Below are 13,281 nucleotides of genomic sequence, written 5' to 3' on the forward strand. Positions count from 1 at the left end.
CCCGAGGCCGAACGCAGGGATTGAGGAGCGGGTAAACCGGCAGGACGCCGGTTTAGCCGCGACGGGGCAGGGACGCCCCGTCGCGGCGGCCCGCGGAGCAATGCCGGAGTGAGGGAACACCGAGCCTAGGCGAGGTGCCGACAGGCGGGGCAGAGCCCTTTGCTTACTTTGGGGCTTTTCCAAAGTGAGTCGCTGTAAGAGCGAAACCATAGGAGGCCGTGACCGCAGCAACGGATATGCCCACCGCCCAACCCCTCCCTCAAATCGCACGCAAAGCCAGAATCGCCAGATACAGCAACACCCCCCCACACGCCCCATAACTGACACGCTGCCATAGGGGTGACGCGTTCTGGCGCAGCAGGTTGACGAGTGCCGCAATCAGAAAGCACGAAAGCACCGACGCCACCATAAACCCCGCAAAAAACATCAACGTCTGCCCATGGCTCGGCGTCGCCCCGACTATCCCCGACAACGCACTGCCCAGCGCCCCCCAATAAACAATGTTCTTCGGATTAGCCAACGAAATAGCCGCCCCCACCACCAGCGCATTCTGCCCGGACCCGGCCGGTGCACTTTCGGCCTCTGGCAAGCGCCAGGCGTCCATCAGGCTGCGAACCCCGAGCCAGGCCAGATACAACCCACAAACGGCCGTCAGCGGCACCCGCACCGACTCATGCTGGATCAACAACGCCATGCCCGTCAGCCCAATCACCGCCCACACGGCATCCCCCACCAGCGATCCAATCTGCACCAGCAGCGCCGGCGTAAACCCATGCAACAGCCCACGGCGCAGCGTCTCCGCCAACACCGCCCCCGGTGAAAGGCAAAACACAAAACCAAATACCAGCGCCGAAAAAAAGATCGTCAACATGCCTGCCTTCCTTCAAGTGATGGCCGGCATTTTGCGCGAGGGCAGGTGAGGCGTCTTGAACCAGATTGCGCTTTTCAGCCCTTGAGTACGCTTTGATAGCGCCCCGGTGTGATGCCGTAAGCCGCCCGGAAATGCCGATTGAGATGGCTCTGGTCGGCGAACCCCAGGGCGTGTGCAACCTGCGACGCTGCAACGCCCGAGCGCAGCAGGCCCTTGGCGCGCCGGGTGCGCAGTTGCATCGCCCACTGGCGCGGACTCAGTCCGGTTTCTTTCTGAAAGGCACGCAGCAGATGGAATTTCGACAGGCCCAGCTCATCACCGAGGGTGTCGAGGGCAACGGCCTGATGCAGGTTTTCGGCGAGCAGCTCCTGGGCCTTGATCACCAGCCCGCGACCCGCTGCGGTGCTACCGGGCAGGCGCACGCCGCTGCAACTGACCACCTCGCCGAGCAGCACCACGAGGGCTTCTTCGCTCAGCTCGCGGGCCATTGGATCGGCACTCAACGAGCCTTCGATCGCCCCGGCCAGCTTCATCGCCAATTCCGGCTGGAAGCACAGCGAACGGTCGAACTCCAGGTGCGCCAGGCCCAGGTCGGTCGCCAATTGGTCAGCGGTCGCATACAGGCTGACAAAGCGCCACGGCTGCCCCTCGGCCGCGCCGCCGCCCTGAATTTGCCCCGGGTTGTACAAGGTGATGCTGCCGGGGCCCGCCTCGAAGGTGCGGCGGTCCAGCCACACCTGCTCCTCGCCGAGCAGGTTGACGCCGATCACGCATTCATCGTGGCTGTGGCGGGCAAACGTCAAGCCGGTGCAGGAGGTGCTGCTGACTTCGTAGTTGCCCAGCCAGGCGTGTTGCATGGAACGCATTGAGGTGGCTCGCAGTGACGGTTGCCCGCGAGCATACGCCGGAAAAGGGCTTCAGATCGACCGTTGATTGACCCGTTTCGACAGTGCTTCGCTGCTCTCCTTGCGCTCTGAATAGCGGTCGACCAGGTCCGGGCGATCCCGCAGCAGCAGGGTGAATTTCACCAGCTCTTCCATCACATCCACCACCCGGTCATACAGTGCCGACGGCTTCATGCGGTCCTGGTCGTCGAACTCCATATAGGCCTTGGGCACCGACGATTGGTTGGGGATGGTGAACATGCGCATCCAGCGTCCCAGCACCCGCAACTGGTTGACGGTATTGAACGACTGCGAGCCGCCGGATACCTGCATCACTGCCAGGGTTTTACCCTGGGTCGGACGCACCGCGCCGAGGGCCAATGGCACCCAGTCCAGCTGTGCCTTGAACACCGCCGACATCGAGCCGTGACGCTCCGGCGAACACCAGACCTGGCCGTCGGACCACTGCATCAGTTGCAGCAGTTCCTGGACCTTGGGGTGGTCGTTGGGCGCATCGTCCGGCAGCGGCAAGCCCGACGGGTTGAAGATGCGTGTCTCGGCGCCAAAGTGCTGCAACAGGCGCGCGGCTTCTTCCACCAGCAGGCGGCTGAACGAGCGCGGGCGGGTGGAGCCGTAGAGCAACAGAATACGCGGCGGTGGGTCCAGTTGCTGCGGCTTGGACAGGTCGTGGTTCAGGTTGGGCAGGGTACTCATCAGTTGCTCCGGTTACAGCGCCGCGATGCGATCGAGTTCGGCCTTGATTTCGACCGGATCCAGGCTGGCAAACGGAATCTCGAAAAAGGCCCGGCAACGGCGTTCAATTATGTCCAGGGTGGCGTGAAACGCAGCGTCGATCTCAGCTTCATCTCCTTGAACATCTGACGGATCTTCCAGCCCCCAGTGTGCCTTGAGCGCCGGGCCGAAATACACCGGGCACGCTTCCCCGGCAGCCTTGTCGCACACCGTGATCACGATGTCCGGCGGGTTGCCTTCAAAGGCGTCGTTGCCCTTGCTGTACAAACCCTCGGTGCTGATGCCGGCGGCCTTCAGGGTGGTCAGGCTGCGGGGCAGCACCTGGCCCTTGGGAAAACTGCCGGAACTGATGGCCTGGAATCCTTCTGGCGCCAGGTGATTGAACAACGCTTCCGAAAGAATGCTGCGGCAGCTGTTGGCGGTGCACATGAACAGGACTTTCATTGAGTGGACTCCGTCAGAAACTCAGGCGCAGGGCGAGGGCGGCGAGGGTGATCAACAGCACGGGCAGGGTCAGCACAATGCCGACCTTGAAGTAGTAACCCCAGGTGATGGTGATGCCTTTACGCGCCAGGATATGCAGCCAGAGCAAGGTGGCCAGGCTGCCGATGGGGGTGATTTTGGGGCCGAGGTCGCTGCCGATCACGTTGGCGTAGATCATCGCGTCCTTGACCACGCCCACGGCATGGCTGGCCTCGATGGACAGCGCACCGATGAGTACGGTCGGCAGGTTGTTCATCGCCGAAGACAGCAGGGCGGTCAGCACGCCAGTGCCCAGGGCTGCGCCCCATACGCCGTAACCTGCGAAGGTGTCGAGCCAGGTGGCGAGGTAGTCGGTCAGCCCGGCGTTGCGCAGGCCGTAGACCACCAGGTACATGCCCAGGGAGAAAATCACGATCTGCCAGGGCGCTTCCTTCAGCACCTTGCGGGTGGAAATCTTGTGGCCCTTGGCGGCGATCACCAGCAGCAAGGTGGCGCAAGCGGCGGAGATGGCGCTGATGGGAATGCCCAGCGGTTCCAGGGCAAAGCAGCCCACCAGCAGAATGCCCAGCACCCACCAACCGGCCAGGAACGTCGCGCGGTCGTGGATCGCACTGGCGGGATCGTCGAGGTCTGCCGGATCGTAGGTTTGCGGAATATCGCGTCGGAAAAACCACAGCAATACCGCGAGGGTCGCGGCAACGCTCACCAGGTTTACCGGCACCATCACGGCGGCGTATTCGTTGAAGCCAATCTTGAAATAGTCGGCCGAGACGATGTTCACCAGGTTGGACACCACCAGCGGCAGGCTCGCGGTGTCAGCGATAAACCCGGCGCCCATGACAAACGCCAGGGTCGCCGCCGGGGAAAAGCGCAACGCCAGCAGCATCGACATCACGATGGGGGTGAGGATCAGCGCCGCACCGTCATTGGCGAACAACGCCGAGACCAGCGCACCCAGCAGTACCATATACGCGAACAATCGCCGACCGCGCCCACGGCCCCAGCGCGCCACATGCAAGGCGGCCCAGGCGAAAAAGCCGGCCTCGTCCAGCAGCAGGCTGATGATGATCAGTGCGACGAACGTGCCGGTGGCGTTCCAGATGATGTGCCACACCACCGGAATATCCGCCAGGCTGATAACGCCAAGCGCCAGGGCCAGGATCGCGCCCATCGTGGCGCTCCAGCCTACGCCCAGGCCCTTGGGCTGCCAGATGACCAGGATGATGGTGAACAGAAAGATAGCAACGGCAACAAGCATGAAAAGCTCTCCGCAGGGTCAGCAGCAGGCGCTGGCCCGTTGTGGTCGGTCGCCCATGGTGTCCAGACGCTGGGCGTCTGTTTTTAACCAGGCTTGGTTGGCTTGCAGGGTGGTGTCAAGCACCGCCGTCACCCACTCAGGCAATGCCGGATTGAGGCGGTAATAAATCCACTGGCCCTGGCGACGGTCCAGCAGCAACCCGCAACTGCGCAGTTGCGCCAGGTGGCGGGAGATTTTTGGCTGGCTGTCGTCCAGAGCATGGATCAACTCGCACACGCAAAGTTCGCCTTCGCGCACAATCAACAGCGTCAGCCGGACGCGGGTGGCGTCGGCCAGGCATTTGAAGACGTTGGGCGGGGAGAAGGGATCGGCCATGTGAGACGCCTTGATACATATGGAAATACGAATATACGTATTTCCATATGTATTGGTCAAACCTTGTTTCGATTGATCTACGTCAACGGCCCGACAATCGACGACAAGTGGTTGAAATTAAACTGAAACACAAATGTCCTAAAGTGCCTGCCCATTGGTGATGAAGGAAGAAAACGTGTGACCCGTGCCACTCGCAACCTGCGCAAGACCCTCGATTCCGTCGCGGACAATAACGAAACCGCGGCCTTTGACCTGATGCGCGCCGTCGAAAAACTCAGTGATGAAGTGCTGCGCCAGCGCCTGCTCAATACCATCCACCGGCTCAACCAGGACGCCCATGAACTGCGCGAAGCCCGGGATGCGGTGGAGCGGGTGTCGGTCAAGCTGGCGTGAGCACGATCGTTCAAGACAATCCCTGACACCGCTGGCATGCTTGTCGACTGACTGTCGATGAGCCCGTTGTGTATGCCTGATGCTCTGCCTCTAAACGCCTTTTCCCGTGGCGCGATTGCGATCATTCCGTTGTCCCTGGCCTGCGCGCCCTGGGGATTGCTGGCCGGTTCCACTGCAATTGACGCCCAATTCACCCCGCTGGAAGCCCAGGGGCTGTCGACCATCGTGTTTGCCGGTGCTGCGCAACTGGTGGCCATCGGCATGGTCAAGAGCGGTGCCAGCCTGATTTCGATCCTGCTGACCACCTTGTTGCTGACCTCCCAGCATTTGCTCTACGGCATGCACATGCGTCCCACGCTGTCGCCGCTCAAGGCCCGGTGGCGCATGAGCCTGGGCTTTCTGCTGACCGACGAATTCTTCGCCCTGATCAGCCAATATGACCGCCAGACTTTCAACCGCTGGTACGCCCTGGGCGTTGGCCTGACGTTCTATATCATCTGGAACGTGTTTACCTTCGCCGGCATCGTGCTCGGCAAAAGCATTCCTGGTCTGGATCAGCTGGGCCTGGAGTTCTCGATCGCCGCAACCTTTATCGCCCTGATCACCCCGGTGGTGCGCGACGTGCCGACCATCGTTTGTGTCGCCGTGTCGTTGCTGTGTTCGGTAGGGCTGAGCTACCTGCATTGGGAATCGGCGGTGGTGGTGTCCGGTGTATTGGGGATGAGCGCGGGGTTTGCCTGCAAGCGGCTGGGAGTGGGGCAACAATGATCTTCGTGATGATTTTTGGCATGGGCCTGATCGTGTTTCTCAACCGCTACCTGTTTATCGAGCCGCGCCTGCCGGTGCGCCTCAATCGCGGGGCGCGGGAATTTCTCGGCTTTGCCGTACCGGGAATGCTCACCGCCATCTGCGGCCCGATCATTTTCCTCGCCGACCACACACTCAACCTGAGCGTGAGCAACCCCTACCTGTTGGCCGGGATCAGCGCGGTGGCGCTGATGTTCTGGACCCGCAGCGTGTTGATCACCGTGCTGTTGAGCATGGCGCTGTTCTATCTGTTCCGCTGGCTGCTATGAAAAACAGGCAAAAAAAAGCCCGCGGGAGGGCGAGCTAGAAGGGAGACTTCTTAAAAATGAGCCTGCCGACTATAGGCGGCAAGGTCTCCCTTCACAGTGAAACAAAGTTCATGAATCTGTCAGCTATTCGATAACCGGGGCCGCGGCTTTCTTGTTGGCCTTGGCCTCGGCCGCCAGGCACTCCAGGGCAAACTGCTCGGTGTAGGTCATCTGGATCGGCGTGCTCTCGCCCTTGACGGTGCGCATCCCGTCGAGGATGTAGCGGATGCGCTTGTCGGTCACACCGATGCGTTTGGCGATCCACGAAGGCGTTTGGCCGATGCGGCTGATCAGCTTGTCGGCGTAGTCGGTGGAGGGGTTGTAGCGCTCGGCGTTGGGTGTCATGGGGTTTCCGGGTAAAAGCGGGTTCGTAAGTAGGCGGCAGGGTGACGCAATAATCATTCGGTGTCGCCTGCTAATGGTACAGTCGCGTTTTTTCCAAGGAAGCTACGGTATGCGGATGGTGGTCATTGGCGCATTGGTACTGGCATCGCTGGCCGGTTGCGCGGGCTCTAAGATGAAAGAGGCGCGTACCGGTACGCCCTACAAAACCCTGGCCTCGGACAAGGCGCCGCTGGTGGTTGCCCAGTGCATCCAGTTCGGCTGGCAGGACGAAGCCGTATTCGGCCTGGACGCCGGTGGTTTTATGGAGCCCGCACAGGCCGGCGGCTTCACCATCTACACCACGGCGGGTGATTACTTTGTCGATGTGCGCAGCGCGGGCGCTGGCGCCACCATCAACTATTATGCGGCCCAGGATGACTACCCGGCCAAGCGTCGCCTCGCCGCACTGGCGACTTGCCTGTAATCCCTTACGTTAGAAAAATTCAGAAATGCCCTGCGGACAGCCCCGCGGGCATTGTCTTAGTATTCCCGTGCTCACCCGGCGTGACGGCTCTTTACCGGTACAGGGACGTCGAGGCCGGAGCGCCGGGAGGGCAGTCTTTTTCTAGCGTGGCATATACCCCAGGTGCCAGCGCCGCGGAATCTTCAACGACACCAGCCCCAGCAGCGCCGACAGCAAACCGCTGACCAGCAGCGCACGAATCCCAATGTGATGCTCCAGCACCGCGCCGATCACCGCACCGGCAAACATCCCGGCCCAGGGGATCAGTTGCACGCGCCAGCCATTGCGCCGTTCACCGAGCATCCAGCGGCCCAGCCCGCGCCCGAATCGCGACAGCGCCCCGGTGACGTAGGTCAGGCCTACCGGTAATCCATTCACTTCTTCGACGGCGGCGTTAAGCATGCCCATGGCGATGATCGCCGCCAGCAACGCCGGCAACTGATCCTCGAACGGCCAGGCCGCGGCCCCGCACAGCAAGGTGGCGATGCACAGCAACAGCGGCAGGGCATGGCGGCGGCTGATGCGGCTGACCATCACGCCCAGCGCGTTACCGGCGATAAAAGTCGCCACCAACAGCGTCAGGCGCCCGGTGAGTCCCAGGTCGCCTTCGCTGATCGCCACCGCGAGGCGCGTGGTGTTGCCGCTCATGAACGAGACAAAATCCCCGCTGGCCATGAAGCCGATGGCGTCGGTCATCCCCGCCAGTACGGAAAGGCTGGCCACCAGCATCAGCCCGACACGCCCGCGCCATTTGTGGCGGTGCAACAGGGCGGCGTTGGTGTAGGGCTTCAGGGATGAAGGCAGCATGGGGTCGGGTTCCTCGGTGAGATTATCCGGCCACTACCGTAGGGCGCTTTGCGTTCGGCTGCAATGACTTGGCGCAGGCCTTTCACACCGGTTCCAGGCGCCAGCCCGCAGGTTGCCATGTCAGGGTGTGGCTGGGGTGGAGTGCGGCGAGAAACTCGGCATCGTGGGACACCGCAACCATCGCCCCGGTAAACCCCTGCAATGCCTGCTCAAAGGCGATCACCGATTGCATGTCCAGATGGTTGGTCGGTTCGTCCAGCAGCAACAGTTGCACCGGGGTTTTGCGCCACAGGGCAATTGCCATCGCGGCCTTCAGTCGCTCGCCGCCGCTGAGCCGCGCCACGGGTTGTGTCACGCGCAAGGCGTCCAGTTGCAGCAAGGCCAGGCGTGTGCGCAGTTCACCCTCGGCCAGCGGGGTGTCCAGCAGGTTGAGCTGTTCGACGATCGAGCGCTGGTCGTCCAGCAGCGCCAGGTGCTGATCAATGTAGGCCGCCGGTACATGCACCGTGCAGTCACCGCTGACCGGCCGTAACTGCCCCGCCAGCAATTTGAGCAACGTGGATTTGCCGCAACCGTTCGGCCCGTGGACGGCCACCCGCATCGGACCCATAAGCTGGGCACTGAGGAAGGTGGTCGGCCGCTGCGGATCCAGCCAGGGCAGTTGCGTGTGCTCCAGGGTCAACACCTGCCGACCGCAAGGCACCGCCGTGCCGGGTAATGCCAGCAGAGTGGGCGTCTCATCCACCACCTGTTCGTAGGCTTTGCGCACCCGCTCATCCAGCGCGTCCTTGTGTTGCTGATGGGCACTGCGCACGGTGCTGACGATTTCGGTGGCGGCGCCTTTCCAGCGCGCTTTGGTGAAACGGTCCACGTTCGCGGTTTCGGCGTGCTTGCGGGAGCGGGCGGCATGGCGCTGGATGTCATCGTTGCTTTGCTTGAGGCGCTTGCGTTCGCGGCTGCGCACCAGGCGCGCATGTTCGAGGGTGGCCTGGGCGGCGTGTTGTTCGGTCTCACGCTGAGCCTGAAACGCCTCGTAGTTACCGCCGTAGACCTGGGTGCCCAAGGGCGACAGCTCAATGATTCGCTGCATGCGGTTGAGCAATTGCCGGTCGTGGCTGACCACGATCAAGCCGCCACGCCACTCGCCCAGTATGCCCAGCAGCCATTCGCGGCCTTGGCTGTCCAGGTGATTGGTGGGTTCATCGAGAATCAGCAGTTGGGGATTCGCCAGCAGGGCGCCGATCACCGCCAGGCGGGCCAGTTGGCCGCCACTCAACTGATCGGCACGGTCCTCGAAACCCACGTCGGCCAGTCCCGCGGCGTCCAACGCCCGGCGCAGCCGCTCGGCCAGGTCCCAGCGTTCATCGATCCGTTCCAGGTCGTCGGTGTGCGCTTCGCCCCGGGCCAACCGGTCCAGGGCGGCCAGCACGTCGGCGGTGCCGGTGGTTTGCGCGACGGTTTGCCCGGGAGAAAGGCTCAGGGTCTGTGGGACATAGGCCAGCCGGGCGCAGGTCTCAAGCGTACCGGAAGACGGCGCCAGCCTGCCGGCAATCAATTGCGCGAGCACGCTTTTGCCCGCGCCATTACGCCCTACAATCCCGCTGGGCGTGCGATCGAAAGACAGGTTCAGGTCGTCCAGCAGGATTTCGCCATTGGCGAACTGGAAATACACATGTTGCAGGGAAACAAGCACAGGCAGCCGTTTGACGTCAGTCATCAGCACCTCCAAAACAATGTGGCACAAGCCAACAAGCGCGCCAGGCGGCTCGTTGCGTTTACATGTTGGAAGGCTTAGTGGTTCACGTCAGCGGTCATCCCGGGATCAGAAAGGACGGGCAGGTTAACCCGGTTTGGATTTGTTCTACAAGCGCTCGGCCAGTTGCTCCAGAAACATTGCCAGCCCCACTTCCTCGGCTTTCAGGCCTTTGCGCACCCGTGGCTTGGGCAGCTTTGCCAGCTCGCCAAGGCTGAAATGCTCCAGCACGGCCGGGTGGATATAGCACTTGCGGCACACCGCCGGGGTATTGCCCAACTGCTTGGCGACGTTTTTGACCATTTCCACCACGTGCTTTTTGGCATCGGATTCCGGCTGCCATTCAAGCTCGCGCAACACCGCCAGCGCCAGGGCGCTGCCGGCCCAGGTGCGGTAGTCCTTGGCGGTAAAGTCCGCGCCGGTAAGGGTGTGCAGGTAGGCATTCACGTCGGTGGAGCTGACCGTGTGGCGCTCGCCGTTCTCGTCCAGGTACTGGAACAGGTTCTGCCCTGGCAGCTCCAGGCAGCGTTTGATCACCGTGGCCAGTCGCCGGTCCTTGACGGTGATCTGGTGTTCGATGCCGCTCTTGCCGCGAAACTGGAACAGGATCTCGCTGCCCTTGACGTCCACATGGCGCGTGCGCAGGGTGGTCAGGCCGTAGGAACGGTTGTCCCGGGCGTATTGGGTGTTGCCGACGCGGATCAGCGTGGCATCGAGCAACAGCACCACCGTGGCCAACACCTTCTCACGGTTGAAGCCGGGCGCGGCGATCTGCGCCTCCAACTGCTTGCGCAACTTGGGCAGGGCGCTGCCGAACTGTTGCAGCCGGGAGTATTTGTCGGTGTCGCGCACTTCGCGCCAGCGCGGGTGATAGCGGTATTGCTTGCGCCCTCGGGCATCGCGCCCGGTGGCTTGCAGATGGCCGCGCGGGTCGGCGCAGATCCACACATCGGTGTAGGCCGGCGGCACCGCGAGTGCGTTGATGCGCTTGATTTCGTCGGCGTCACTGATGCGTGTGCCATCGGCCTTGAAGTACTGGAATTTGCCCCGCAGCTTTTTCCGGGAAATGCCGGGCTGGGTGTCGTCGACGTAATGCAGGTCGCGGGGCAGGTCGGCAAGCAACGCGGGATCGGGCATGGCGCAAATTCCTTGGCAGGTATTTCTGATTGACCGCAGGTTTTTGCGGTCGTGCCAATGGATTCAGGCGAGTACCGCCACCGCCTTGATCTGCGCCCACAACGTTTGGCCCGGATGCAGTTGCAACTGGTCCCGGGAGTACCGGGTAATACGCGCCAGCAACGGTGTACCGCCCGCGTCGAGGCTTACCAGCACGTGTGCTGCGTTGTCCGCAGGAATTTCCTGGGTCACGGTCACCGGCAGGCGATTGAGGATGCTGCTGTGTTCCTCGGCCTGCAGGCTCAGGCTGACGTCCCGGGCCTGGATCTTGAAGCGCAGCTGTTTGCCCAGCGCCAGCGGTGCATGGGCCACGCGCATCTGCAATTGGCTGGCGGGCAGTTGCAGGGTCAGCAGCTGGTAGTGCTCGTCGTAGGCGCAGACTGTCCCATTGATCACCACACCGGCATCGTCACCCAGGGCCATGGGCAGGTCCAGCCGGGCCAGGGTTTCGCCAATGGGGCCGCTGGCCAGGGCCTTGCCGTCGCTGAGCAACACGATGTGATCGGCCAGGCGCGCCACTTCGTCCTGGGCATGACTGACGTACAGCACCGGAATCTCAAGCTCATCGTGCAGGCGTTCGAGGTACGGCAGGATTTCGCTTTTGCGTTTGCTGTCCAGCGCCGCCAAGGGTTCGTCCATCAGCAGCAGGCTCGGGCTGGTGAGCAGCGCGCGGGCGATGCCGATGCGCTGGCGTTCGCCGCCGGAAAGGTGCTGCGGATGGCGGTCCAGCAGGTGGCCGATGCCCAACAGTTCGGTGGCGTGGCTCATCTCCACGCGCCGTTGTTGGCGCGGGATGCGCTTGAGCCCGAATTCCAGGTTGGCCAGCACCGACAAATGCGGGAACAGGCTGGCTTCCTGAAACACGTAGCCCAGGGCGCGCTTGTGCGGTGGCACGAACAGGCCTTTACGGCTGTCTTGCCAGACTTCGTCGTTGATTTGCACGAAGCCTTCTTCGGCCCGCTCCAGCCCGGCGATGCAGCGCAGGCAGGTGGTCTTGCCGGAACCGGAGTGGCCGTACAACGCCGTCACCCCGCGGCCTGGCAGTTGCAGGTCGACGTCCAGGGCAAACCCGGAGTACTTCAGTTGCAGGCGCACCTCGATCATCGACATCAGCTCCAGCCCGCTTTGGTTTTACGGCTGGAGTAGAGCGCCAGCAACACCAGGAAAGAAAACACCACMATGGACCCGGCCAGCCAATGGGCCTGGGCGTATTCCATGGCTTCGACATGGTCGTAGATCTGCACCGAGACCACCCGGGTCTTGTTCGGAATATTGCCGCCGATCATCAGCACCACGCCGAACTCGCCGACGGTGTGGGCAAAACCGAGAATCGACGCGGTGATAAACCCCGGGCGCGCCAGGGGCAGAATCACTGTGAAAAAAGTGTCCCAGGGGTTGGCTCGCAACGTGGCGGCCACTTCCAGTGGGCGAGTGCCGATGGCGGAGAACGCGTTTTGCAACGGCTGCACCACGAACGGCATGGAATAGATCACTGAGCCAATCACCAGCCCGGCAAAACTAAAGGTCAGGGTGCCCAGGCCCAGCCATTGGGTGAACTGGCCGAAGTAGCCGTTGGGCCCCATGGTCAACAGCAGGTAAAAGCCGATCACCGTGGGTGGCAACACCAACGGCAAGGCCACCACCGCGCCAATGGGGCCGCGCCACCACGAACGGGTGCGCGACAGCCACAGGGCGATCGGAGTGCCGATGATCAGCAGGATGACCGTGGTCAGTGACGCCAGCTTCAGGGTCAGCCAGATCGCGGAAAAATCGGCACTCGACAGCGGCATTTACAGCTCGTAACCGTAGGACTTGATCACCGCGGCGGCTTTCGGACCTTTGAGGTATTCAACCAGGGCCTTGGCGGCTGCACTGTCCTTGCCTTTGGTGAGGATCACCGCGTCTTGCTTGATCGGGTCATGCATCGAAGAGGGCACGATCCAGGCCGAACCGCTGGTGACTTTGCCGTCCTTGTAGATCTGCGACAGCGCGACAAAACCCAGCTCGGCGTTGCCGGTGGACACGAACTGATAGGCCTGGGTGATGTTCTGGCCTTCAACGATCTTGTCCTTGACCTTCTCGGTCAAGCCTTCCTTCGCCAGTACCTGGGTGGCGGCCAGGCCATACGGCGCGGCTTTCGGGTTGGCGATGGACAGGTGCTTGAATTCATTCTTCTTCAGCACTTCGCCTTTGGCATCCACGTAGCCTTCCTTGGCCGACCACAGCGCCAGGGTGCCGACTGCGTAGGTGAAGCGCGAACCCTTGACGGTGTCGCCTTCGGCTTCGAGTTTCTGCGGGGTAGTGTCGTCGGCGCTGAGGAACACTTCAAACGGCGCGCCGTTTTTGATCTGGGTGTAGAACTGGCCGGTGGCGCCGTAGGCCGCGACCAGTTTATGGCCGGTGTCTTTTTCAAAGTCGGCGGCGATCGCCTGGATCGGTGCGGTGAAGTTGGCAGCCACGGCCACCTGTACTTCATCGGCATGCGCCGAGGAGAAGGCAAACGCAGCGATCAGGGTAGCGAGGGCCGTGGGGGCCAGGCGTGAGGCGCGAATCATCATCAAGAAGC

Annotated in this window: 17 protein-coding genes; 4 read left to right on the plus strand and 13 right to left on the minus strand. The window is 62.3% G+C overall.

The window, feature by feature from the left end:
• Positions 1-259: 259 nt before the first annotated feature.
• The 6 genes from P3C29_RS26655 to P3C29_RS26680 all read right to left on the minus strand — a co-directional run bounded on the left by P3C29_RS26655 (position 260) and on the right by P3C29_RS26680 (position 4,624).
• Positions 260-871: a LysE family transporter gene (locus tag P3C29_RS26655; RefSeq protein ID WP_275965851.1), complete on the minus strand. Its 612-nt coding sequence runs from the start codon at positions 869-871 to the stop codon at positions 260-262.
• 74 nt (positions 872-945) lie between these two features.
• A complete protein-coding gene (locus P3C29_RS26660; protein WP_010171447.1) occupies positions 946-1,737 on the minus strand; it encodes an AraC family transcriptional regulator in 792 nt (263 codons plus the stop codon).
• 51 nt (positions 1,738-1,788) lie between these two features.
• Positions 1,789-2,469, minus strand: coding sequence for an arsenical resistance protein ArsH (arsH, locus tag P3C29_RS26665; RefSeq protein WP_010171444.1), 681 nt, complete (start codon positions 2,467-2,469; stop codon positions 1,789-1,791).
• Between the two features lie 12 nt (positions 2,470-2,481).
• Positions 2,482-2,952: an arsenate reductase ArsC gene (locus tag P3C29_RS26670; protein ID WP_275965852.1), complete on the minus strand. Its 471-nt coding sequence runs from the start codon at positions 2,950-2,952 to the stop codon at positions 2,482-2,484.
• 13 nt (positions 2,953-2,965) lie between these two features.
• Complete coding sequence (locus tag P3C29_RS26675) at positions 2,966-4,249, minus strand: arsenic transporter (RefSeq protein ID WP_010171439.1); 1,284 nt, start codon at positions 4,247-4,249, stop codon at positions 2,966-2,968.
• Between the two features lie 18 nt (positions 4,250-4,267).
• The gene (locus P3C29_RS26680; RefSeq protein ID WP_010171437.1) at positions 4,268-4,624 is read right to left on the minus strand and encodes a metalloregulator ArsR/SmtB family transcription factor; all 357 of its coding nucleotides are present in this window, start codon (positions 4,622-4,624) and stop codon (positions 4,268-4,270) included.
• A 177-nt stretch (positions 4,625-4,801) separates the two neighbouring features.
• Here P3C29_RS26680 and P3C29_RS26685 point away from each other — a divergent pair, with 177 nt between their 5' ends.
• The 3 genes from P3C29_RS26685 to P3C29_RS26695 all read left to right on the plus strand — a co-directional run bounded on the left by P3C29_RS26685 (position 4,802) and on the right by P3C29_RS26695 (position 6,093).
• The gene (locus P3C29_RS26685) at positions 4,802-5,017 is read left to right on the plus strand and encodes a hypothetical protein (protein ID WP_003212603.1); all 216 of its coding nucleotides are present in this window, start codon (positions 4,802-4,804) and stop codon (positions 5,015-5,017) included.
• A 72-nt stretch (positions 5,018-5,089) separates the two neighbouring features.
• Positions 5,090-5,785, plus strand: a complete 696-nt coding sequence (locus P3C29_RS26690; protein WP_275965853.1) for an AzlC family ABC transporter permease — start codon at positions 5,090-5,092, stop codon at positions 5,783-5,785.
• Positions 5,782-6,093: an AzlD domain-containing protein gene (locus tag P3C29_RS26695; protein ID WP_010171433.1), complete on the plus strand. Its 312-nt coding sequence runs from the start codon at positions 5,782-5,784 to the stop codon at positions 6,091-6,093. The genes P3C29_RS26690 and P3C29_RS26695 overlap by 4 nt, the downstream gene beginning before the upstream one ends.
• 123 nt (positions 6,094-6,216) lie before the next feature.
• Here P3C29_RS26695 and P3C29_RS26700 read toward each other — a convergent pair whose 3' ends face one another.
• Entirely contained in the window at positions 6,217-6,477 is a 261-nt protein-coding gene (locus P3C29_RS26700; protein WP_010171431.1) for a hypothetical protein, read from the minus strand.
• Positions 6,478-6,586: 109 nt separating this feature from the next.
• Between P3C29_RS26700 and P3C29_RS26705 the strand changes: the two genes are divergently transcribed.
• A complete protein-coding gene (locus P3C29_RS26705) occupies positions 6,587-6,940 on the plus strand; it encodes a hypothetical protein (RefSeq protein WP_275965854.1) in 354 nt (117 codons plus the stop codon).
• A gap of 141 nt (positions 6,941-7,081) precedes the next feature.
• On the opposite strand, the gene P3C29_RS26710 is transcribed toward P3C29_RS26705, so the two are convergent.
• The 6 genes from P3C29_RS26710 to modA form a co-directional block, all read right to left on the minus strand.
• The gene (locus tag P3C29_RS26710) at positions 7,082-7,786 is read right to left on the minus strand and encodes a YoaK family protein (RefSeq protein ID WP_275965855.1); all 705 of its coding nucleotides are present in this window, start codon (positions 7,784-7,786) and stop codon (positions 7,082-7,084) included.
• 82 nt (positions 7,787-7,868) lie between these two features.
• Complete coding sequence (locus tag P3C29_RS26715) at positions 7,869-9,503, minus strand: ABC-F family ATP-binding cassette domain-containing protein (protein ID WP_275965856.1); 1,635 nt, start codon at positions 9,501-9,503, stop codon at positions 7,869-7,871.
• Between the two features lie 144 nt (positions 9,504-9,647).
• Positions 9,648-10,676 carry a DNA topoisomerase IB gene (locus P3C29_RS26720; protein WP_169388616.1) on the minus strand — a complete coding sequence of 343 codons (1,029 nt, stop codon included), beginning with the start codon at positions 10,674-10,676 and terminating at the stop codon, positions 9,648-9,650.
• A gap of 63 nt (positions 10,677-10,739) precedes the next feature.
• Positions 10,740-11,825, minus strand: coding sequence for a molybdenum ABC transporter ATP-binding protein (gene modC / locus P3C29_RS26725; protein WP_275965857.1), 1,086 nt, complete (start codon positions 11,823-11,825; stop codon positions 10,740-10,742).
• The gene (gene modB, locus P3C29_RS26730; RefSeq protein WP_275965858.1) at positions 11,825-12,505 is read right to left on the minus strand and encodes a molybdate ABC transporter permease subunit; all 681 of its coding nucleotides are present in this window, start codon (positions 12,503-12,505) and stop codon (positions 11,825-11,827) included. Before modB ends, modC begins: the two co-directional genes overlap by 1 nt.
• On the minus strand, positions 12,506-13,273 hold the full coding sequence (modA, locus tag P3C29_RS26735; RefSeq protein WP_201124300.1) for a molybdate ABC transporter substrate-binding protein: 768 nt from the start codon (positions 13,271-13,273) through the stop codon (positions 12,506-12,508).
• Positions 13,274-13,281: the final 8 nt, after the last annotated feature.

It is taken from the genome of Pseudomonas sp. 1912-s, from assembly GCF_029269205.1.
GTDB lineage: Bacteria > Pseudomonadota > Gammaproteobacteria > Pseudomonadales > Pseudomonadaceae > Aquipseudomonas.

Bases quoted from the DNA above. Each gene is read 5' to 3' on its own strand.
- P3C29_RS26655 (WP_275965851.1), bottom strand. From the start codon at position 871: ATGTTGACGATCTTTTTTTCGGCGCTGGTATTTGGTTTTGTGTTTTGC.
- P3C29_RS26660 (WP_010171447.1), bottom strand. From the start codon at position 1,737: ATGCGTTCCATGCAACACGCCTGGCTGGGCAACTACGAAGTCAGCAGC.
- arsH (WP_010171444.1), bottom strand. From the start codon at position 2,469: ATGAGTACCCTGCCCAACCTGAACCACGACCTGTCCAAGCCGCAGCAA.
- P3C29_RS26670 (WP_275965852.1), bottom strand. From the start codon at position 2,952: ATGAAAGTCCTGTTCATGTGCACCGCCAACAGCTGCCGCAGCATTCTT.
- P3C29_RS26675 (WP_010171439.1), bottom strand. From the start codon at position 4,249: ATGCTTGTTGCCGTTGCTATCTTTCTGTTCACCATCATCCTGGTCATC.
- P3C29_RS26680 (WP_010171437.1), bottom strand. From the start codon at position 4,624: ATGGCCGATCCCTTCTCCCCGCCCAACGTCTTCAAATGCCTGGCCGAC.
- P3C29_RS26690 (WP_275965853.1), top strand. From the start codon at position 5,090: ATGCCTGATGCTCTGCCTCTAAACGCCTTTTCCCGTGGCGCGATTGCG.
- P3C29_RS26695 (WP_010171433.1), top strand. From the start codon at position 5,782: ATGATCTTCGTGATGATTTTTGGCATGGGCCTGATCGTGTTTCTCAAC.
- P3C29_RS26700 (WP_010171431.1), bottom strand. From the start codon at position 6,477: ATGACACCCAACGCCGAGCGCTACAACCCCTCCACCGACTACGCCGAC.
- P3C29_RS26705 (WP_275965854.1), top strand. From the start codon at position 6,587: ATGCGGATGGTGGTCATTGGCGCATTGGTACTGGCATCGCTGGCCGGT.
- P3C29_RS26710 (WP_275965855.1), bottom strand. From the start codon at position 7,786: ATGCTGCCTTCATCCCTGAAGCCCTACACCAACGCCGCCCTGTTGCAC.
- P3C29_RS26715 (WP_275965856.1), bottom strand. From the start codon at position 9,503: ATGACTGACGTCAAACGGCTGCCTGTGCTTGTTTCCCTGCAACATGTG.
- P3C29_RS26720 (WP_169388616.1), bottom strand. From the start codon at position 10,676: ATGCCCGATCCCGCGTTGCTTGCCGACCTGCCCCGCGACCTGCATTAC.
- modC (WP_275965857.1), bottom strand. From the start codon at position 11,825: ATGTCGATGATCGAGGTGCGCCTGCAACTGAAGTACTCCGGGTTTGCC.
- modA (WP_201124300.1), bottom strand. From the start codon at position 13,273: ATGATGATTCGCGCCTCACGCCTGGCCCCCACGGCCCTCGCTACCCTG.